A 19,170-nucleotide genomic window follows, 5' to 3' on the forward strand; every position below is an offset into this window, starting at 1 on the left:
CCCTATGGAATATAGAACTAAAGCCGCTTAAATCATTTTTATTATTTCTACTGTCTACTTGACAGGGGGCAGTTCAGGTGGATCGGGGCCTTGCCACAATTATTTATGAAGATTGTTCCGGTTCAGGATGGAATTTTGATTTAACAGGCTGACCGCCTGATTTCTCATAGTTCTTTTTCGACTGCTTTACCATATCAAAATCCCGGCCAAATTCAACATCCTGGCTATTGGCGCCATTGCGGGTCTTTTGTTCCGGATTGTTTTGTTTTGAACGCTTTTTCACCATCTGTGAACCACTCCTTAATGAGGAAGAATTATCATCTGATTTTGGAGCTGCTGCAGCTGGAGCCTCATCCGGTGAAGCTGTTCCCTCTGCTGGGAGTTGGCGCTGTGGGCCATCTGGGTTATATCATTATAGGCAGCTTCCAGGGACTGAAGTGCATTGGAGTATTCGAAATCATTATAATGCTCCTGCGTTCTTCCCGATTCAAACTGCTCCTGCGCAAAACGGATTGCATCCTCACACTGCTGAATAAGTGTATCCATCGATTCACGGGTTGCCATTGTATGTTCCCCTCCTTGAAGAATGGGTCTTGAAGCTTGCAAGCTTCATGAATTAGTTTGTTCATTTTTCCGTAATCTTTACCACTCTATTTCCTGCCAATTCCCCTTTTATAAGGTTTTGCGTCATGATAAGATTAATTTTATGAAACCATTCATAACGATTTTCACCATATAAATTACTCTTTGATTAAGGAGGGATAATTGTGGATAAAGTGAATCCTTTTCCATATGCATCCGATAATAAACGGTACCATACATGGAATTATCATTTGCGCAGTGAATTTGGCCATAAGGTTTTTAAAGTGGCACTTGATGGGGGCTTTGATTGCCCAAACCGTGATGGCACGGTCGCATATGGAGGATGTACGTTCTGCAGCGCCGCCGGTTCTGGAGACTTTGCCGGGAACCGCGCTGATGATTTGGAAACACAGTTTAATGCAATTAAAACGAAAATGCATCATAAATGGAAAGACGGAAAATATATGGCCTATTTTCAGGCCTTTACAAATACACATGCCTCTGTTGAGGTTCTTCGTGATATGTATGAGAGAGTGCTTGAGCAGGAAGGTGTTATTGGGCTGTCCATAGCGACCCGCCCTGACTGCCTGCCTGATGATGTAGTTGACTATCTGGCAGAGCTTAATAAACGGACCTATCTCTGGGTAGAGCTTGGCTTACAGACTGTTCATGAAAGAACCGCCCTTTTAATTAACCGCGCACATGATTATCAGTGCTATGCGGAGGGAGTAAACAAGCTCCGCAAACATGGGATCCGCATCTGTTCCCACATCATTAATGGCCTTCCGCTTGAAACACCCGAAATGATGATGGAAACCGCCCGGGAAGTAGCGAAGCTGGATGTACAGGGAATTAAAATCCACCTCCTTCATTTATTAAAAGGAACCCCGATGGTGAAGCAATTTGAAAAGGGCATGCTTGAGTTTCTGTCTCTTGATGAGTATATAAATTTAGTATGCGACCAGCTGGAAATTCTACCACCGGAAATGATTGTACACCGCATCACAGGTGATGGGCCGATCGACTTGATGATCGGGCCGATGTGGAGTGTCAATAAGTGGGAAGTGCTTAATAGCATTGATGCAGAATTAAAGCGAAGAAACAGCTGGCAAGGGAAATTTTACAATCCAAGCCAAATGGAGGCATTGTCATGAAGCTCGAAAGAATTTTACCATATGCAAGACAGCTGATTGAGAAAGCAGTATCACCTGGAGATATCGTTATTGATGCCACTTTGGGCAACGGACATGATACCGTATTTCTCGCAGATCTGGTGGGACCTAATGGCAGAGTTTACGGATTCGATATTCAGGAAGACGCTGTCCTGAATACAAAAGCACGCCTGGCTGATCATGAACTGTCAGACAGGGCTACTCTTTTCCAAACAGGACATGAACTCATTCTTGAAAATGTACCGCCTGTCCACCATGGAAAAATAACGGCAGCCATTTTTAATTTAGGTTACTTGCCCGGGGGCGATAAAGATATTGTCACACGTCCGCAGACGACCATTTCTGCCATCGATCAGCTATTGGAACTGATGGCACCTGAAGGGATTATTCTTTTGGTGATTTATCACGGCCATATAGAGGGTGCTGTTGAGCGCGATTACCTGCTCCGATATGTAAAACAGCTGGATCAAAGCCTCGTCCATGTTCTGCAGTATCAGTTTATTAATCAAAAAAATAACCCGCCGTTTATCATTGCAATTGAAAAACGGTAATGATAAAGCCTGCAAAAAAATGCAGGCTTTTACTTATTTCACAAAGGCTTTTGTAAATCCAGGAGACATCACCTTCTGCATTGTCCGGTAAGCTCTTCCATTCACATAAAAGAAATAGCTCACCATACCGCCTGTTCTGATTATGCTTTTGGCTAATCTCCTGACATTCCGCTGCTTCCTTACCTTATCATCGGAGAGATAGACCCCAAGCAAGCCGCGATTGATCAGTTTATGGAAATGTTTATGTGGCAGCTTTTCCGTATGCCTATCTGCCTCTGCAACAAAGTGCTTCAATCTCGAAAACAGCTGCTCTTCGCTTTCATAGTAAAAGCAGAAATTCAAGTCTCCCCCGGCCTTGTCCTCTTCCTGATCAATCAGATAATCAAGCAGAATGTGGAGGCCCTGGATGTATGGAAAATATCCATTTCTTATATTTACCGCATGCTCCGCTTGAAAATCATCTCTCAGTGCGTAGGAAACAAGGCAGAAAATCCCGAGTGTCGATCCCGAGCAGGCCGAAAACTCATACCATTCCATCTCGGGAATATCAGACCGATATTGGTCGAACCAGTTTTGCAGACGCGGAACCCGCTCTTCGACTGCAACATGCTTATGTATTTGCAGATCACAATAGTAACGGCATAATTCAAGCAAATGATTCTTTATATGGGGATATTGTTCAAGACTCAATAGCACTTCCCTGCAGGATGCTGCTAAATCTGCAAGATAGTTTCCATCATCCTGTTCATTTCTCAGCCGGTAATAATTCTTCCCTGCTGCGTCAATATTCAGGGCATCCTCCATTGACTCATGAAGTGCGGCAAAATCTCCAGGATCAAGCGAGGTGCTCCGGTCGCAGAGATTATCCAAATAATCACTGATTGTCTGATAAGCAACAATAAACTTAATCGCTTGCTCATATTTCCCCTTGGCCATTAACGACATAATAGCTCCGCCTTCACAGTGGAAGGCTTTATGTTCAAGGCTGGCAAGAGCCTGCTTTCTTAACTCCGGATCAGGAATTGCTTCCGCCCGGCTCTTCCAGTAGGCAAGCTCCTTATGGACAGCAGGCAGAACCTTCCGATAGACATGTGACATCAGACTAATTGGCATGGAAGGGACACTCATGACAGCAGAAACCTCCTTTTGATCAGGTCTGGTGAATATTTAAAGCAATTCAGTGACCCCTTAAACCACATAACCAAGCGCCTTTAATTGGCTGTTCACGAAATCCTTCGCATATTCAAATACTTCTTCACGTTCAGGTTCGTTGAAGACTTCGTGGTAGCACTTTGGCCATTCTTTGAACCTTTTCTCCGAGAATGGCGCAAGGTTAAACCATTCTCTGACCGTTGTTTTATTCACGATCTTATCATCGCCGCCCTGAACTACGAGAAGGGGCATATCCTGGATTTTATCAAGATTCTCAAAGGCAAGCTTTATGGCATAAACAAGTTCCCTGTACCATCTGACCGACACTTTTTTCACATACAGTGAATCATTTAAATCAGCATCACGAACATCCTGATTCCGTGTCGCCATGTCCACTGACAATCCTGAATCCATTTTCAGTCCGGGCATCACTGAATTGAGTCCAAGCGATAAGAAGTTCAGTAATTTCGAAGGCTGCTGAACTAAACCTAAACATGGGGATGACAAAATCACTCCAGCGAGATTCATTCTTTCTTCCTGCAGCAGGCGAATGGCAATCAGTCCGCCCATGCTGTGTCCTAAAAGAAAAACCGGCAGTTCAAATTCATAGGCAGCCTGTACCCAATCTTTAACTTCAATGATATATTCATCAAAGGAATCAATATGGCCTCTTCTGGATCTTGTAGTCATCCCCTGGCCGGGAAGATCTCCCATAATGACATGGAAACCGGCCAAGCGCCACATTCCAATCAGCCAGCCATAACGGCGGTGATGCTCCATTGCCCCATGCACCATGACTATAACGCCCTTTGCTTCTCCCTCAGTTTCCCACTTCCACATAGTCCATCCTCCCAGCCTTTTTACGTACGATCTTATGTAAATATATTATAGCCTAGATGCAAAAATTGTTCATGAATCAGCCCCTTAAAAAACTCTTTTGCCAAAATAACGTTTATCATGTCTCATATGATAAAATCAAAATAATCCAACTAAATACAGGAGTGTTTTTCACATGATCTATCCATTTAAAGATAAAGAACCTAAAATTGCAGAATCCGCATTTATTGCAGATTTCACTACCATTACCGGCGATGTTGAAATTGGGGAGGATTCCAGCGTCTGGTTCAACTCCGTCATACGCGGAGATATAGCACCAACGATCATCGGCAGGAAGGTCAATATCCAGGATAATTCCGTCCTGCATCAGAGCCCAAATAACCCGCTGATATTGGAAGACGAAGTAACAGTAGGCCATCAGGTAATCCTTCATAGCTGCATTATCCGCAAGAAAGCTCTAATTGGGATGGGCTCAATTGTCTTAGATCAGGCAGAAATCGGGGAGGGAGCATTTATTGGTGCAGGCAGCCTTGTTCCACAGGGAAAGAAAATTCCGCCCAATACACTTGCATTCGGGAGGCCTGCAAAAGTAATCCGTGAGCTGACACCGGAAGATATTAAAGATATGGAACGGATAAGCAGGGAATACGCTGAAAAAGGCCAGTACTATAAGTCTTTGCAAAAAAAGCTAAAATAACTCTCCAGCCTTAATAGAATGGGAAATAGGCCGATATTAAAATATAAGGCAACAGCTATTGGCGGGTGAAGGAAATGAAGATTTATATCGGGGCAATTGTTCTATTCTTATTATTAATAGTGGTATTCAGAAAAACCATAGTAAAAACGGCACCCATGTTTTTACTTGTCTTCATCCTTGTTTCTGCAGCATTTGTTTATGACAGCCTTGCAGGAAGCAAGCCTCCATCAGCCGTGAACAAAATAAAATCGTGGCTGTCTGAACCAGCTGAAAAAGCCACTGCTTTCCTTGGAAACAGCACGTCTGTTATTAAGATCAAGGAAAAAATAATTATAGATGTGCCCGCAATCAATCAGTTTCCTGAGCTCCCCAGAGGATGCGAAGTCACGAGCTTATCCATGCTCCTGCATCACGCGGGGATCCAGGCAGATAAAATGACACTGGCTAAAGAAATAAAGAAAAATCCTGAGCCATACCGTGTAGAAGATGGAAAAATCTATTTCGGACATCCGAATAAAGGCTTCATAGGCGATATGTATTCCTTTGATAATCCCGGTCTCGGCGTTTATCATGAACCCGTAAAAGAGCTTGCAGAAAAGTACTTGCCCGGCTCGATTGAAGATTTTACCGGATCCGATTTTGAAGACTTAAAAATTCATTTGTCAGATGGCAGGCCTGTCTGGGTCATCATCAACACAGCCTACAAACAGCTGTCTGATGACTTTTTCCAGACCTGGCATACACCCAGCGGAAAGATTCAGATTACCTATAAAGAGCATTCTGTTCTGCTAACAGGCTATGATCAGGAATTCATGTACTTCAACGACCCGCTCACAGGAGAGAAAAATAAAAAAGCATCCATGAACGATTTTGAAAAAGCATGGGTGCAGATGGGCAAGCAGGCTATTACCTATCTTCCATAAGAAAAGCGTCCGCCAGGGTATTCCTGATGGACGCTTTTGTTTAGCCTTTAAGAGGCTGCAAGTCTTTATCTAACAAGTATTCTTTTTCAAAGGAGTATTTTTTCTCCACATATACCTGATGCCAAACCATGAACATCAGAACGGTCCATATTTTGCGGCTGTTGTCCGCTTTATCCTGACAATGGTCTTCAAGCAGCTGCAATACATACTCTTTATTAATCAGGTGATCTGTATTGCTTTCACGAATGATATTTTTCGCCCACTCATTCATCTCGTCCTTCAGCCAGTGGCGGATTGGCACAGGGAACCCAAGCTTTTTGCGGTTCAGTACATGATCCGGAACGACTCCTTCAGCAGCTTTGCGAAGAATATACTTCGTAGTGCCATTTGCCGTTTTCAGGCTGGTCGGGATTTTGGAAGCCACTTCAAACACTTCTTTATCAAGGAACGGAACACGAAGCTCGAGAGAATGAGCCATCGTCATTTTGTCCGCCTTTAATAAAATATCTCCTCGCATCCAGGTATGAATGTCGATATACTGCATGCGATCAACCGGATCATAGCCGCGGCTTTCTTCATATAAAGGTTTCGTGATATCCGTATAATTTAAGCTGCCTTTATAGACATGAAGCAGATTGCGCTTCTCTTGTTCTGTAAACATTTTTGCGTTTCCGATGTAGCGCTCTTCCATGGGCGTGACACCGCGTTCGATAAAGCTTTTACCCTTCATTCCCTCTGGCATCATGCTTGCGATCATGCGAAGAAGCTTTTTGCCGATGGCAGGAATTTTATTGAAGACTTCCAGAGATTGTGGTTCACGGTAAATATTATAGCCGCCAAACAGCTCATCGGCTCCTTCACCTGAAAGCACAACCGTTACATGCTTACGTGCTTCTCTTGCCACAAAATAAAGAGGCACACATGCCGGGTCGGCAAGCGGATCGTCCATATGCCACATGATTCTCGGAATCTCATTCATGTATTCCTCAGGAGTAATGATATAGCTGATGTTTTCAACACCCAGCTTTTCTGCTGTTTCCTTCGCTACATCCACCTCGCTGAAGCCATTGCGTTCAAAACCGACAGAGAATGTTTTAATAGCAGGATGGAATTCCTTCGCAATCGACGCAATGATGGAAGAATCAATTCCGCCTGAAAGGAAAGAACCTACAGGAACATCGGCACGCATATGCATCTTGACCGAGTCGAATAACACATCTCTAATTTCTTTTGTAAAATCAGCCTCTGATTTCTGCACGGGGTGGAAAGCAGCTTTCCAATAGCGCTTAATATCCATAGGAGCACCGATTTTTTTAGTAAAATAATGGCCTGGCTCCAGTTTGTGGATTCCTTCTGACATCGTGTTTGGCTCAGGCACAAACTGATAGGTCAGATAATGCTGCAGGGAGTCATAGTTTAATACATCATTCTGAAGCGCCAATAGAATGCTCTTCTTCTCTGATCCAAAGAACGTGCTGTCTCCCTTATCGTAATAAAAGAAAGGTTTAATCCCAAATGGATCTCTGGCTCCATATAAAGATTGCTCCTGTTTATCCCATATGACAAACGCAAACATACCGCGCAATTTTTCAACAGCTTTTTCTTTCATATGGCTGTAAAGGGCAATGATGACTTCTGTATCTGAGCTTGTTTCAAAGCTTAAGCCCGCTTTGAGAAGTTCTTCACGAAGTTCCACATAATTATAGATTTCACCATTAAAGATGATCCAATAACGTTCATTCTCGTAAGTCAGCGGCTGGTGTCCGCTTTCAATATCAATAATGCTCAGCCGGCGGAAGCCAAATTGAATATGATCATCAAAATAGTATCCTGAGTCATCCGGACCCCGGTGAGTAATGATATCATTCATATTTTGGAATTGTTCTTTATCTGCGTCACGGTAATTTTGTGCTTTTTCATGTACACAACCAATAAAACCACACATTATGTACGTCACCTACTCCATTCTATTCTCAATATTTAGATATAGCCTCATGCGGCTCCTTTGTCTTAGAAAACATACCCTATAATACTACCACTAATCGCTAATAATTAGCACGCAGAATATAAAATGTTTCTGTACGGAAAATTAAGCCATTATCCGAAGTTTATACGATACCATAAAATTATAAACGACTATAGAGCATAAAGACCGAAAAGTGAATTACACCCTATATGTATTATGACGCAAAAAAGAAAGCGGGAGTTACACTGTAAATGCAACTCCCGCTTTTCTATTACGCTTCAGAACGAAGAATTTCTGCCTTGTCAGTACGCTCCCAAGGAAGGTCAACATCTGTACGTCCGAAATGTCCGTAAGCAGCTGTCTGCTTGTAAATTGGGCGGCGAAGGCCAAGCATGTTAATAATTCCTGCAGGACGAAGATCAAAATGCTTTCTTACTAAATCAACTAATACATCTTCATCCACTTTGCCAGTTCCAAATGTATCAACAGAGATTGAAACAGGCTGTGCCACACCGATTGCATAAGCAAGCTGAACTTCAACTTTTTCTGCCAAACCGGCTGCTACAAGGTTCTTCGCTACATAACGTGCAGCATATGCAGCTGAGCGGTCAACCTTTGTAGGATCCTTACCGGAGAACGCGCCGCCGCCATGGCGTGCATATCCGCCGTAGGTATCAACAATGATTTTGCGTCCAGTCAGACCAGCATCCCCTTGTGGTCCGCCGATAACAAAACGTCCAGTCGGGTTGATGAAGTACTTTGTATTCTCATCGATTAGTTCTTTCGGAACAACCGGGTTAATAACATGTTCCTTCAGGTTGCGCTGGATTTGCTCCAGGCTGATTTCAGGGTGATGCTGAGTAGAAATAACGATTGTGTCAATACGGACAGGCTTGTCATTTTCATCATACTCAACGGTTACCTGAGTTTTTCCATCCGGACGAAGGTAAGGAAGGATCTCTTCTTTACGAACTTCAGTCAGGCGGCGGGAAAGCTTATGTGCCAAAGAAATCGGAAGAGGCATAAGCTCCTTCGTTTCGTTGCAGGCAAAACCGAACATTAAGCCCTGGTCTCCTGCACCGATTGCTTCAATTTCCTGATCGCTCATTTGCCCTTCGCGTGCTTCAAGTGCCTGGTCAACACCCATTGCGATATCTGCAGACTGCTCATCAATGGAAGTTAAAACTGCACATGTTTCAGAATCGAAACCATATTTAGCACGGGTATAACCGATTTCTTTTACCGTTTCACGAACGATTTTTGGAATATCTACGTATGTAGATGTTGTGATTTCACCTGCAACTAATACAAGTCCAGTTGTTACAGAAGTCTCTGCAGCAACACGGGCATTCGCATCTTTAGCTAAAATCGCATCTAAGATTGCATCAGAAATTTGGTCACAGATTTTATCCGGATGACCTTCAGTAACTGATTCAGAAGTAAACAAACGACGTTTTGTTGACATCTGGCTTCCTCCTTATAAATAGAAAATTGAGCGAGAAATAAGAAATGGGGAAGCGGAAAAATAATTTTTCCCTGTCATTTCATGGATCTCTGTTTGATACGGAACTCATTCCCTTAGTAGTATGAAATAAACATGGAGTTTTTATTAGAAAAATAGACAGCGCCGGCAAGAATGCCAGGTATCCATTATTCATAATCATGCCAAAAACTCACATAAATAGTACATTCCAAAAGCCGTTCATTTCATTGCAATATAAAAAACCTTCTCATTTAGTGAAAAGGTTGAAAGCAAATCGATTCGCGCCTTTCACTCTTATCGTTCAAGGAATTACGTCCTTGCGTCAGGTTAGCACCTTTGCTGATTATTGCCTTTAGCAGGTTGCTGGGTTTCATAGGGCCTGTCCCTCCACCAGCTCGGGATAAGAGAGTATCCGTTCAAGGTTGAATCATACCGTATTTTATCGAACCATGTCAACAGATTCTCATTATTTTTCACCGTTAAATTTCAGCTTCAAAATGTAAGCTTCCCCTTTACAGGGAACAGCTTCCATCGCCACACTTTTTCTTTAGAAATTTTTGCCTGTTTTTCGCAATCCATTTGTAGGCAGGATCGCCCAGAAGTTCAGTGAAAGGTAAATATAAAAAGGTGCTGATCAAAAAGGATGCAGGAAAGAGGAGCAGCAGTCTCCGTACTGCAGAGTACCCCTTTTTCACACTGCCCGAGGGGGTAATAAGATGAAGCTCTTTGCGCAAATCTTGTCTGGAGAATGATAAAGAACCCGGCATTTTCTCATATTCCTGCAGAGAAATCCATTCCACTTTATCCAGCCAATCGAGCTTTTTAAATATTCTCTTTGTTTCCTTGCATAACGAGCAAGTTCCATCATATAGGGCAATTGTCTTCATTTTAGATCAGTCCCATGGTAAAATTAACACTTTCTTCTATAATAGCATATATCGGTTATAAGGCGATCAAAGGAGATTACCTGTCCAATTGTGACAATTTAATAACAGAGACAAAAAAGTTTCGTAATAGTATAGACTAATCATTTCAATGTGTTATACTAATTTCGAGATGTAATCACTTTCATAAAAAAATCGGGAAAAAGGAAGGTATTCATCAGATGAACTCTGTAAGCATATCAAACGAATTGAGTGAATTATTAAATGGCAGCAACATTCAAGTGCAATTATCCGTTCCTCAGCTTGTGGAAAAAGTTTTAAACCGCAATGAAGGGTCCCTTACTTCCACTGGTGCTGTACGCGCTACTACAGGAAAGTATACAGGGCGTTCCCCTAAAGATAAATACATTGTTGAAGAAGCATCAAATAAAGATAAAATGGACTGGGGCAGCGTAAACCAGCCCATCTCTGAAGAAGCATTCTCCAATCTTTATAATAAAGTAATCAATTACTTAAAAGAAAAAGAAGAAGTATTTGTTTTCAAAGGCTTTGCAGGTGCTGATAAAAAACACCGCATGCCTATCCAGGTGATCAATGAATATGCCTGGCATAACCTTTTTGCACACCAGTTATTCATTCGCCCGGCAGAAGACGAGCTATTGGATCATCAGGCAGAGTTCACAGTCATATCTGCTCCAAACTTCAAAGCAGACCCTGCTGTTGACGGCACAAAGTCCGAAACATTCATTATCATCTCATTCGAGCGCCGCACAGTTTTAATTGGCGGAACAGAATATGCAGGTGAAATGAAAAAGTCCATCTTCTCTGTTATGAACTACATGCTTCCAGAAAACGGAATCCTTCCGATGCATTGTTCAGCAAACGTTGGACGTGAAGGTGATGTGGCTTTATTCTTCGGCTTATCCGGAACTGGAAAAACAACTTTATCTGCAGACCCGAACCGCAAGCTGATCGGTGATGACGAGCATGGCTGGTCTGCGAATGGCGTATTCAATATTGAAGGCGGATGCTACGCGAAATGCATCAACCTATCCCGTGAAAAAGAACCGCAAATTTTTGATGCAATCCGCTTTGGAGCTGTGCTGGAAAATGTAGTGGTAAACAGCGAAACCCGGGTTGCAGATTACGATGACAGCACTTTAACTGAAAATACACGTGCGGCCTACCAGCTTCAGGCCATCGATAATATCGTTGACCCAAGCATTGCCGGACATCCTAATACAATCGTATTTTTAACAGCTGACGCATTTGGCGTATTGCCTCCAATCTCTAAACTGTCAAAAGAGCAGGCAATGTACCATTTCTTAAGCGGCTATACATCCAAGCTTGCAGGAACTGAGCGCGGCATTACATCACCACAGGCAACGTTTTCTACATGCTTTGGATCACCTTTCCTACCGCTTCCTGCAAATCGTTATGCTGAAATGCTTGGCGAGAAAATCGATGAGCATAATGCAAAAGTCTTCCTTGTAAACACAGGATGGACTGGCGGAGAGTATGGAGTCGGCGAACGCATGAAGCTTGCCTACACCCGTGCTATGGTGGAAGCTGCACTCGAAGGTGAACTAAACAACGTAGAAACAATCAAGGACGAAATTTTCGGTCTGGAAATTCCTCAGCACGTTACAGGAGTGCCTGATGAAGTTCTTCAGCCAAACAAAACATGGGCAGATCAGGCTGCTTATGAAGCGAAAGCAAAAGAGCTTGCTGCTAAATTCCGTGAAAACTTCAAGAAATTCACAAGCGTTTCATCTGACATTGAAGAAAAAGGCGGACCAATCGCATAATATAAGAAAAGCGCAAGCGCCTTGCCCACCCCCGACAAGCACAAGACGAGCCTCACAGAAAAACGTTCTTCGCCTTTTTGGGAGGATTGGCTTGTGACCTCGAGGGGGTAGGCGCTGGAGCTAGACAGTTCTCAAAGTTAAAATTAATACTTTCTTATCATTTTAGAGAAAGAATTGCCGTTTGCGCGGCAATTCTTTTTTAGTATTAGGAATGCAGTCTTCAAAAACATTCCAAATCAAAAAAACGCCGGACTTTGTCCAGGCGCGTTCTTCTAGTTTGTTGAGTTTAAGGAAACAAGCTGATAAGTAATGAGTGTCCGGCTGTTTTCCCATTCCACTTTTCGGATGACTCCCATTCCGTTCAGGTCGCCGTCAATTGTTCTTTTTACTTCGACCGGGATATCGAGGGGATATAATCTGTACCCTTCTTTGACAAGTGAAAAGTAATTTTCATCAAGTCTTTTTTCCCTTCCCTTTGTCACGATCATTGTGTTCAGCTCTAAAGGCATACCCATTGGTATCTCTCCTTCATTCTTTATACTTTCCTCTATTTTACCCCAGCTTTTCATGCTCTGAAAGCCTTTAAGCGAAAATCATTCGTCATTCATGACTTTTCATCCACGCACCTAAATCCTCTACCGTCTTCCGGTTCACGGCTGGAGGAAAGTAGTGGGTATATTCAGGGAAGTACCAGCTATCCACTTCTTTATTAAGAGCCTTCAGTCTTTTTTCGAGGCGATAGGAATGCTCCACCGAAACATTGTGATCCTGTTCTCCATGAATGATTAAGACAGGCGCCTGCAGCTGCTCCAGCTGAAAAAGCGGGGTACGGTATTTATACCGTTCCGGAAACTTTACCGGAGTTCCGCCGATTACCCGTTTCATCATTCTCCGGAGATCCTTGCGCTCCACATAGGTGAGAAACATATCACTGACTCCTCCCCATGTTACAATGGATGCGGCTTGCGGAAACTCGATTGCAGTTAGCAATGCCATTACGCCGCCACGGGAAAAACCAAATATATGAACTCTTTTTACCCGGGCATGCTCCTGAAGAAGGGTAAACGCAGCAAACGCGTCCTGCCTGTCCTCCCCTGCAAAGTCTTCGTTTCCATCTCCCCCTTGATTTCCTCTGTAAAAAGGCGCGAATACAATAAAACCTTCACAGGCAAACTGGACAATCCGGGAAGGCCGTACTTTCCCGACATTTTTGATGCCTCCTCTCAGGTAAAGGAATCCATCATATAGCTCCTCTCCCTTTGGCTCTGCCAGCAGCCCTTTTATATGTAATCCATTTGCCTGATAAGTAACAACAGATAATTCAATTGCCGGATTTGGCGAAGGGAATCTCTGTTTATTGATGATTTGGCCGTTACTGAATTCCATTTTCTCATCCTCCCTCTTGAGGCTACCTTTTAGTCTGAACTTTTAGACCTTCCTCTAAAAATATTTCCATGGGCATTCACACATTTTTTTGATTTTCATACGATATCCTAGGCTTTTCAATCTGACTTTTTAGCATAAGGGAGGTCTTATGACTTATGAAAAAATGGATGAAAACAAGCATGTTGCTTATGCTTGCAGTGATACTGATCGTTCCTTTGGCAGCCTGCGGAAAGGATGAAATGCAAACCGTCCGTATTGCTGAAGTGACACGTTCCATCTTCTATGCCCCACAATATGTAGCCCTTGAGAAAGGCTTCTTTGAAGAAGAAGGACTTAAAGTAGAGCTTACAACAACAGCCGGCGGAGATAAAACAATGACCGCGCTCCTGTCGGATAGCGCTGATATTGCGCTAGTAGGTTCAGAAACTTCCATTTACGTTTCGGCACAGGGCTCCAATGATCCGGTCATTAACTTTGCACAGCTTACCCAAACGGACGGAACATTCCTGGTTTCACGCAATAAAATCGATAACTTTTCATGGGATATGCTGGAAGGCAAAACATTTCTCGGGCAGCGTAAAGGCGGCATGCCGCAGATGGCCGGCGAGTTTGTATTGAAAAAGCATGGCATTGACCCGCACCAGGATTTGGATTTAATCCAAAATATTGATTATGCCAATATTGCTCCAGCTTTCGCTTCCGGCACCGGTGAATTTGTCCAGCTTTTTGAACCTACTGCAAGTGTATTTGAAAAAGAAGGAAAAGGATATATTGTTGCTTCCTTTGGAACCGAATCCGGACATATACCTTATACCACATTCATGACGAAACAAAGCTATATTGATGAAAATAAGGAAACAGTCGAGAAATTCACAAGAGCGATTTATAAAGCACAGCAATGGGTTGAGCAGCATAGCTCGAAAGAAACGGCAGAAGCTATTCAAGGATATTTTGACAACACTGAGCTTGAAATCATTGAAATGGTAGTAGACCGATATAAGAGCCAGGGATCTTTTGCAACAGATCCTATACTGGATACGGAAGAATGGGATAACCTGCAGAATATTATGGAAGAAGCAGGAGAGCTCCCTAAGCGCTTAGAGCATGGCACACTTGTCAACACAGAGATTGCTGAAGGGGTAATGAAATAACTAAACGAAAGAGGAGGCCGACATGGAATTTCTGAAAGTTGATGCTGTCCACCACACTTATTTTACGAAAACCTCTGCTGTCACGGCCCTCTCCGATGTTTCGCTTGAAGTGGAGGAAGGAGAATTTGTTTCCTTCCTCGGTCCAAGCGGATGCGGTAAGACAACATTGCTTTCTATCATAGCAGGCCTGTTTGAACCCACAGAAGGCACTGTCACACTTGAAGGAAAGCGGGTTGAAACAGCAGAAAAAGAAATAGGCTATATGCTTCAGCAGGATTATCTTTTTCCCTGGAAGAACATTGAAGAAAATATACTGCTGGGGCTGAAAATCGGGAATAGCCTCACTCCGGACAAAAAAGCTTATGCACTGAAGCTCCTTCAGGAGATGGGACTAAAAGGTGTAGAGTCACAGTTTCCGAAACAGCTTTCAGGGGGAATGCGCCAGCGGGTTGCACTTGTAAGAACACTTGCAACCGGCCCAAAGCTGCTTATGCTTGATGAACCCTTTTCCGCATTGGATTATCAAACCAAACTTAAGCTTGAGGATCTGGTCTCTGACACGCTTAAATCTTTCGGAAAAACAGCCATACTGGTTACACATGATATTGGTGAGGCAATCAGCATGAGTGATCGTGTTTTTCTCTTCTCCGCAAGGCCCGGACAGCTTCATAAGACATTTGTAATACCAAAAGAATTAAGAGATGAAACCCCTTTTAACGCAAGAAATCATGAAGCATATCCAGCGATTTTTCAAACTATATGGAAGGAGCTGGAGTCCCTTGAGCCCGCAGGAGAACGTTAAATTCCTCCACCAGAAGTATATCCGGTCGCTGAATCGCGAAAAGAAGTGGGTCCGCTTCTATCAGGCTGTCATCTTTATCGTGTTTTTTTCAGGATGGGAGCTGGCAAGCCAAAAGCAATGGATTGACCCGCTGATTTTCAGTGCGCCTTCTAAAGTATGGGGATTGTTTTTAACCAAAATACAGGATGGTACCTTGATGGTGGATTTAGGCTACACTTTGTCTGAAACCGTATTTGGATTCATTTTAGGCACTTTTTTAGGCACATTTCTGGCAGCCATCCTCTGGTGGTCACCCATGCTTTCAAAAATAGCGGATCCCTATTTGGTTGTCCTGAATTCAATGCCAAAGGTTGCTCTTGGCCCTATCTTAATAGTAGCTTTAGGCCCGAGCTTTACTTCGATCGTTGCCATGGGTGCGATTATCTCGATCATCATCACAACCATTGTCGTGTATACATCTTTCAAAGAAGTAGACCCCAATTATATTAAAGTGCTTCAAACTTTTGGGGCAAGTCGATTCCAAACCTTCAGGGAAGCCATTTTGCCCGCTTCATTTCCGACCATCATTTCAACCTTAAAGGTGAATGTGGGGTTATCCTGGGTCGGAGTAATAGTCGGTGAATTTCTTGTATCCTCAAAAGGTCTTGGATACATGATTATCTACGGATTCCAGGTATTTAACTTCACCCTTGTTATGCTTTCATTGCTTGTGATTGCTGTTTTTGCAACAGTAATGTATCAGCTGGTTGAACTCCTGGAGAGAAAACTAATTAAGAATGGTTCATAAAAACGGCAAATCGCATGCCGTTTTTTATTTTTTCTTCAAAATTTTTTCGAGGCTCTTTTCAACTACTTTATCCTTCATGATGAAACTGTATTGACTGCTCCACCTGTCTTCAAGCAGGTTTTCCCCTGTCAGGATGGGACCGTTTGTCTCAAAATATTGATTTGTATTGTTGAGGGTTTTAACCTCTGCGAAAAATATAGCTTTGACAAAACGCTCATTGCCCAGGTTAACTTCATATTCACCAATAAAATTCAGATTAAATAAGTCTGCTCCGGTTTCTTCATATACTTCTCTTCTGGCTGCCTCTTCCAGAGACTCTCCCTGTTCTCTTTTGCCGCCAGGAAATTCCCATCCCCTTTTTTTATGATTCGTCAGCAGCCATTGATCACCATATCGGCAAATGACCAAAACATGTTCAGGCTCGGTTTCGAATGCTCTTTTATTAAAAGAAAAGCGCACTTTCCCGCCGTTTTCATCCAAAAAGGTTTCCATGCTATTCCCTCACTCAATAAATTAATGTTGATGTTTCCATTATAAAGGTAAATCTAGTTTTTAAAAACTTCTGGGGCTAAAGTATTAAATTACATATTTTTGAAACTTTTCTCCTTTTTTTCCCGTAAAATTAGGTGACTAACATAAATAGAGGAGTGTATATCTTGAAAAAATCTCTCGCAATCCTTACCGGCTTCTTCATGATTTTAATGCTGACTGCATGCAATGAAACGGCCAAACCTGTTAATGAATCAGCAGCCGGCACAGAAAAGGAAGAAGCAAAAACAGAAGAAGCTTCTGAAATGACATTGGAGGAAGTTTTAAAGAAATCAACGGAAGCTTCGGAAGAGCTAAAAAGCTTCTCAGTAAAAATGGATATGAGCCAGGAAATGAGCTCTGGTGCTGAAGGGGAAAATATGAATATCGATTCTGTCATTGACATGAATGTCACAACAGACCCGATGGCTTTTTATCAAAAAATGACTATGTCCATGGCAGGAGCAGAAGAATCCTATGATATTGAAAGCTATTTTACGGAAGAAGGCATGTTTCTTTATGATGCTGCCGGACAGCAGTGGATGAAGTTCCCTAAAGAAATGTCTGATGATTTGCTTCAAATGTCCAGCCAGCAGACAAATCCTGGTGAGGAATTGAAGAAACTGCAGGAATTTGTGGACGATTTCACCTTTGAACAGGATGCAAAAAGCTATATCCTGAAATTGAAAGCCGATGGAGAAAAATTCAATGATTTCGTGAAGGAAACGGCAGCAGAAACACTCCCGCCTGAATTGGCCGCCAATGGGGAAATGCTTGAAAACATGAACATCAAGGGCGTGGAATATGAGATTGTGATTGATAAAGAAACTTTTTACCCGAGCGTGCTGAATATGATTATGGACATGGAAATCACGGCTGAAGGCCAGAAAATCTCCATGAAGCAGAACATGAACGGCCAATACTCAAACTATAATAAAGTTGAGGCTATTGCCGTTCCACAGGAAGTTCTTGATACAGCTGTAGAAATGGAAATGTAGAAAAGCTGAGGTGCGCCTCAGCTTTTTATTTATGTTCCTCTTCTGTCAGGATTCCCATGCTTTCAATATGCTTTCTTGCTTCATCATCCCCAAGATCATATATCATTCCATATATTCTTTTCATTGTTTCGTCATAGGCATCGTTTTCACGGTCATAATGGTATTGAACATAAGGAACATGGGCTCTGAAAAAGTTTTGCCATTCTGTTGAATAGTTCTGGTCAAAATATTCTCTTAGTGCAATAATTTCATCATCATTTGCCTCAATTTTATAATTCCAGGTGGAGTCAGTGGCACTTTGAGATATCTCACCCGAACCAAGCGTTATATAATACGTCTTTTTATTTCCTTCCAATTCTGTCAGCCCCTTTATTGTTCATTGCTGTGACGCAGATTCAACACCGGTTAGTTTTTCTTTACATATCACAATATTTTTCATTTCTATAGTTATCGTATCCCACATTTATGATAAAATTATACAAAATTACGATCATTCTTCTTAAGCTGACATATACTAAGTTAAACAAATTGGAAGTCAGCTTTTCCAATTGTCATGGGGTGAATATTTTTCTGCATCAGGGGTATTAAATTAAGTATACTATAGAAAACCGGAGAATTTTAAGGAGGTGTTATCATGAAACTGATTGATGAGCTATATGAACTTTACAGGAATAAGCTGACTGGTGATGAAGAAGATATCGATATGCTCGCTTTTGCCTTCTTAGAAGAAATGAACAGAGAAGACCTGCTGAATATTATCAAGGACCTTGATAATCAGGAGTTATATGATTTAATGGGGCTTTATTTGATCGAGAGCTTAAAAGGGAAATTTGCCAGTGAAAATTACGGTCAGCGCAGAAGCCCGATCATTCACCACCGGAACATACACTAACCTATACATATCCGAATTTAGAATAACGATCCATACTCGAAGGCGGCGTGAAGCCGCTTTTTTATTTTATTACAAATAAAAAGACCAGCTTTCCAGCCAGTCTTTGTTTATTATCCAAGGTATGCTTTAAGCATCCAGATATGTTTTTTCAAGCTTTGCTTTACAGCAATCAGCATGTCGCCTGTTCCTTCATCTTTGGCTTCTTCTGCAAGCTCGATTGCTCCCTGAAGCTCTTCCACCATTTTTTCAAAATCGTCAACGACAGATTGAACCATTTGTTCTTCATTTTCTTTTCCTGTCGCTTCTTTAAGGGAACTGGTCTCGAGAACTTCTTTCATCGTTGCAACCGGTTTAGCCTCAAGAGCAAGGATTCTCTCAGCCAGTTCATCTACATGTACGTTGGCTTCATTATAAAGCTCTTCAAATTTTGCATGGAGGGTAAAAAAGTTTTTCCCTTTAATGTACCAATGATAATTGTGAAGCTTTACATATAGAACTGTCCAGTTTGCTACTTGCTGGTTAACAGCTTTTACTAATTCTTTACTCATATTAATCATCCTCCCAACAATAG

Annotated in this window: 22 protein-coding genes and 1 riboswitch; of the genes, 10 read left to right on the top strand and 12 right to left on the bottom strand. The window is 42.3% G+C overall.

Going from position 1 to position 19,170, the window contains the following annotated elements; all coding sequences use genetic code 11:
• Positions 1–103 precede the first annotated feature (103 nt).
• Both ACTHRG_RS21770 and ACTHRG_RS21775 read right to left on the bottom strand, forming a co-directional pair.
• The gene (locus ACTHRG_RS21770) at positions 104–283 is read right to left on the bottom strand and encodes a glycogen biosynthesis protein GlgD (protein ID WP_175609158.1); all 180 of its coding nucleotides are present in this window, start codon (positions 281–283) and stop codon (positions 104–106) included.
• Between the two features lie 17 nt (positions 284–300).
• Complete coding sequence (locus ACTHRG_RS21775) at positions 301–564, bottom strand: YtzC family protein (protein WP_076261866.1); 264 nt, start codon at positions 562–564, stop codon at positions 301–303.
• 203 nt (positions 565–767) lie between these two features.
• Between ACTHRG_RS21775 and ACTHRG_RS21780 the strand changes: the two genes are divergently transcribed.
• The gene (locus ACTHRG_RS21780; RefSeq protein WP_440231982.1) at positions 768–1,736 is read left to right on the top strand and encodes a TIGR01212 family radical SAM protein; all 969 of its coding nucleotides are present in this window, start codon (positions 768–770) and stop codon (positions 1,734–1,736) included.
• Positions 1,733–2,305: a class I SAM-dependent methyltransferase gene (locus ACTHRG_RS21785; protein ID WP_440231984.1), complete on the top strand. Its 573-nt coding sequence runs from the start codon at positions 1,733–1,735 to the stop codon at positions 2,303–2,305. Before ACTHRG_RS21780 ends, ACTHRG_RS21785 begins: the two co-directional genes overlap by 4 nt.
• Positions 2,306–2,338: 33 nt before the next feature.
• On the opposite strand, the gene ACTHRG_RS21790 is transcribed toward ACTHRG_RS21785, so the two are convergent.
• Together ACTHRG_RS21790 and ACTHRG_RS21795 are read right to left on the bottom strand one after the other, a co-directional pair.
• Complete coding sequence (locus ACTHRG_RS21790; protein WP_440231985.1) at positions 2,339–3,433, bottom strand: tetraprenyl-beta-curcumene synthase family protein; 1,095 nt, start codon at positions 3,431–3,433, stop codon at positions 2,339–2,341.
• Positions 3,434–3,493: 60 nt separating this feature from the next.
• Positions 3,494–4,297, bottom strand: coding sequence for a lysophospholipase (locus ACTHRG_RS21795; RefSeq protein ID WP_440231986.1), 804 nt, complete (start codon positions 4,295–4,297; stop codon positions 3,494–3,496).
• Between the two features lie 172 nt (positions 4,298–4,469).
• Here ACTHRG_RS21795 and ACTHRG_RS21800 point away from each other — a divergent pair, with 172 nt between their 5' ends.
• On the top strand, positions 4,470–4,991 hold the full coding sequence (locus tag ACTHRG_RS21800; protein WP_440231987.1) for a gamma carbonic anhydrase: 522 nt from the start codon (positions 4,470–4,472) through the stop codon (positions 4,989–4,991).
• A 74-nt stretch (positions 4,992–5,065) separates the two neighbouring features.
• Positions 5,066–5,914: a C39 family peptidase gene (locus ACTHRG_RS21805; RefSeq protein ID WP_440231989.1), complete on the top strand. Its 849-nt coding sequence runs from the start codon at positions 5,066–5,068 to the stop codon at positions 5,912–5,914.
• A 40-nt stretch (positions 5,915–5,954) separates the two neighbouring features.
• Here ACTHRG_RS21805 and asnB read toward each other — a convergent pair whose 3' ends face one another.
• The 3 genes from asnB to ACTHRG_RS21820 form a co-directional block, all read right to left on the bottom strand.
• On the bottom strand, positions 5,955–7,859 hold the full coding sequence (gene asnB, locus ACTHRG_RS21810) for an asparagine synthase (glutamine-hydrolyzing) (protein ID WP_440231990.1): 1,905 nt from the start codon (positions 7,857–7,859) through the stop codon (positions 5,955–5,957).
• A 292-nt stretch (positions 7,860–8,151) separates the two neighbouring features.
• Positions 8,152–9,345, bottom strand: a complete 1,194-nt coding sequence (metK, locus tag ACTHRG_RS21815) for a methionine adenosyltransferase (RefSeq protein ID WP_009333385.1) — start codon at positions 9,343–9,345, stop codon at positions 8,152–8,154.
• Between the two features lie 309 nt (positions 9,346–9,654).
• Positions 9,655–9,770, bottom strand: a riboswitch (SAM riboswitch).
• A 105-nt stretch (positions 9,771–9,875) separates the two neighbouring features.
• Positions 9,876–10,250 carry a thiol-disulfide oxidoreductase DCC family protein gene (locus ACTHRG_RS21820; RefSeq protein WP_048007828.1) on the bottom strand — a complete coding sequence of 125 codons (375 nt, stop codon included), beginning with the start codon at positions 10,248–10,250 and terminating at the stop codon, positions 9,876–9,878.
• 218 nt (positions 10,251–10,468) lie between these two features.
• On the opposite strand from ACTHRG_RS21820, the gene pckA reads away from it, so the two are divergent.
• On the top strand, positions 10,469–12,055 hold the full coding sequence (gene pckA / locus ACTHRG_RS21825; protein WP_076261850.1) for a phosphoenolpyruvate carboxykinase (ATP): 1,587 nt from the start codon (positions 10,469–10,471) through the stop codon (positions 12,053–12,055).
• A 272-nt stretch (positions 12,056–12,327) separates the two neighbouring features.
• On the opposite strand, the gene ACTHRG_RS21830 is transcribed toward pckA, so the two are convergent.
• Entirely contained in the window at positions 12,328–12,570 is a 243-nt protein-coding gene (locus tag ACTHRG_RS21830) for a DUF2584 domain-containing protein (RefSeq protein ID WP_035330406.1), read from the bottom strand.
• Positions 12,571–12,655: 85 nt separating this feature from the next.
• On the bottom strand, positions 12,656–13,441 hold the full coding sequence (locus tag ACTHRG_RS21835; protein ID WP_440231993.1) for an alpha/beta hydrolase family protein: 786 nt from the start codon (positions 13,439–13,441) through the stop codon (positions 12,656–12,658).
• Positions 13,442–13,596: 155 nt separating this feature from the next.
• Here ACTHRG_RS21835 and ACTHRG_RS21840 point away from each other — a divergent pair, with 155 nt between their 5' ends.
• Genes ACTHRG_RS21840 through ACTHRG_RS21850 form a run of 3 tightly spaced genes read left to right on the top strand, consistent with a single transcriptional unit; the run spans position 13,597 to position 16,181 of the window.
• Entirely contained in the window at positions 13,597–14,592 is a 996-nt protein-coding gene (locus ACTHRG_RS21840) for an ABC transporter substrate-binding protein (protein ID WP_076261845.1), read from the top strand.
• A 22-nt stretch (positions 14,593–14,614) separates the two neighbouring features.
• Complete coding sequence (locus ACTHRG_RS21845) at positions 14,615–15,394, top strand: ABC transporter ATP-binding protein (RefSeq protein WP_440231995.1); 780 nt, start codon at positions 14,615–14,617, stop codon at positions 15,392–15,394.
• On the top strand, positions 15,372–16,181 hold the full coding sequence (locus ACTHRG_RS21850; protein WP_076261841.1) for an ABC transporter permease: 810 nt from the start codon (positions 15,372–15,374) through the stop codon (positions 16,179–16,181). The genes ACTHRG_RS21845 and ACTHRG_RS21850 overlap by 23 nt, the downstream gene beginning before the upstream one ends.
• Before the next feature lie 24 nt (positions 16,182–16,205).
• Here the strand turns inward: ACTHRG_RS21850 and ytkD are convergent, their stop codons facing one another.
• Positions 16,206–16,673, bottom strand: coding sequence for an RNA deprotection pyrophosphohydrolase (gene ytkD, locus ACTHRG_RS21855; RefSeq protein ID WP_440231997.1), 468 nt, complete (start codon positions 16,671–16,673; stop codon positions 16,206–16,208).
• A 155-nt stretch (positions 16,674–16,828) separates the two neighbouring features.
• Here ytkD and ACTHRG_RS21860 point away from each other — a divergent pair, with 155 nt between their 5' ends.
• On the top strand, positions 16,829–17,707 hold the full coding sequence (locus ACTHRG_RS21860) for a DUF6612 family protein (RefSeq protein WP_440231999.1): 879 nt from the start codon (positions 16,829–16,831) through the stop codon (positions 17,705–17,707).
• A gap of 25 nt (positions 17,708–17,732) precedes the next feature.
• On the opposite strand, the gene ACTHRG_RS21865 is transcribed toward ACTHRG_RS21860, so the two are convergent.
• Positions 17,733–18,062 carry a hydrolase gene (locus ACTHRG_RS21865; RefSeq protein ID WP_440232001.1) on the bottom strand — a complete coding sequence of 110 codons (330 nt, stop codon included), beginning with the start codon at positions 18,060–18,062 and terminating at the stop codon, positions 17,733–17,735.
• A 279-nt stretch (positions 18,063–18,341) separates the two neighbouring features.
• On the opposite strand from ACTHRG_RS21865, the gene ACTHRG_RS21870 reads away from it, so the two are divergent.
• Positions 18,342–18,599: a DUF6154 family protein gene (locus tag ACTHRG_RS21870; RefSeq protein WP_076261833.1), complete on the top strand. Its 258-nt coding sequence runs from the start codon at positions 18,342–18,344 to the stop codon at positions 18,597–18,599.
• A 110-nt stretch (positions 18,600–18,709) separates the two neighbouring features.
• Here ACTHRG_RS21870 and ACTHRG_RS21875 read toward each other — a convergent pair whose 3' ends face one another.
• Positions 18,710–19,147 (bottom strand): Dps family protein, encoded by a 438-nt coding sequence (locus ACTHRG_RS21875; RefSeq protein WP_440232003.1) that lies wholly within the window; start codon positions 19,145–19,147, stop codon positions 18,710–18,712.
• Between the last annotated feature and the right edge of the window lie 23 nt (positions 19,148–19,170).

This window comes from Cytobacillus sp. SAFR-174 (genome assembly GCF_051964675.1).
Classification (GTDB): Bacteria; Bacillota; Bacilli; order Bacillales; family Cytobacillaceae; genus Cytobacillus.

Coding starts and splice junctions, on each gene's coding strand:
- ACTHRG_RS21775 (WP_076261866.1), bottom strand. CDS start 564: ATGGCAACCCGTGAATCGATGGATACACTTATTCAGCAGTGTGAGGAT.
- ACTHRG_RS21785 (WP_440231984.1), top strand. CDS start 1,733: ATGAAGCTCGAAAGAATTTTACCATATGCAAGACAGCTGATTGAGAAA.
- ACTHRG_RS21790 (WP_440231985.1), bottom strand. CDS start 3,433: ATGAGTGTCCCTTCCATGCCAATTAGTCTGATGTCACATGTCTATCGG.
- ACTHRG_RS21795 (WP_440231986.1), bottom strand. CDS start 4,297: ATGTGGAAGTGGGAAACTGAGGGAGAAGCAAAGGGCGTTATAGTCATG.
- ACTHRG_RS21800 (WP_440231987.1), top strand. CDS start 4,470: ATGATCTATCCATTTAAAGATAAAGAACCTAAAATTGCAGAATCCGCA.
- ACTHRG_RS21805 (WP_440231989.1), top strand. CDS start 5,066: ATGAAGATTTATATCGGGGCAATTGTTCTATTCTTATTATTAATAGTG.
- asnB (WP_440231990.1), bottom strand. CDS start 7,859: ATGTGTGGTTTTATTGGTTGTGTACATGAAAAAGCACAAAATTACCGT.
- metK (WP_009333385.1), bottom strand. CDS start 9,345: ATGTCAACAAAACGTCGTTTGTTTACTTCTGAATCAGTTACTGAAGGT.
- ACTHRG_RS21820 (WP_048007828.1), bottom strand. CDS start 10,250: ATGAAGACAATTGCCCTATATGATGGAACTTGCTCGTTATGCAAGGAA.
- pckA (WP_076261850.1), top strand. CDS start 10,469: ATGAACTCTGTAAGCATATCAAACGAATTGAGTGAATTATTAAATGGC.
- ACTHRG_RS21830 (WP_035330406.1), bottom strand. CDS start 12,570: ATGGGTATGCCTTTAGAGCTGAACACAATGATCGTGACAAAGGGAAGG.
- ACTHRG_RS21835 (WP_440231993.1), bottom strand. CDS start 13,441: ATGGAATTCAGTAACGGCCAAATCATCAATAAACAGAGATTCCCTTCG.
- ACTHRG_RS21840 (WP_076261845.1), top strand. CDS start 13,597: ATGAAAAAATGGATGAAAACAAGCATGTTGCTTATGCTTGCAGTGATA.
- ACTHRG_RS21845 (WP_440231995.1), top strand. CDS start 14,615: ATGGAATTTCTGAAAGTTGATGCTGTCCACCACACTTATTTTACGAAA.
- ytkD (WP_440231997.1), bottom strand. CDS start 16,673: ATGGAAACCTTTTTGGATGAAAACGGCGGGAAAGTGCGCTTTTCTTTT.
- ACTHRG_RS21870 (WP_076261833.1), top strand. CDS start 18,342: ATGAAACTGATTGATGAGCTATATGAACTTTACAGGAATAAGCTGACT.
- ACTHRG_RS21875 (WP_440232003.1), bottom strand. CDS start 19,147: ATGAGTAAAGAATTAGTAAAAGCTGTTAACCAGCAAGTAGCAAACTGG.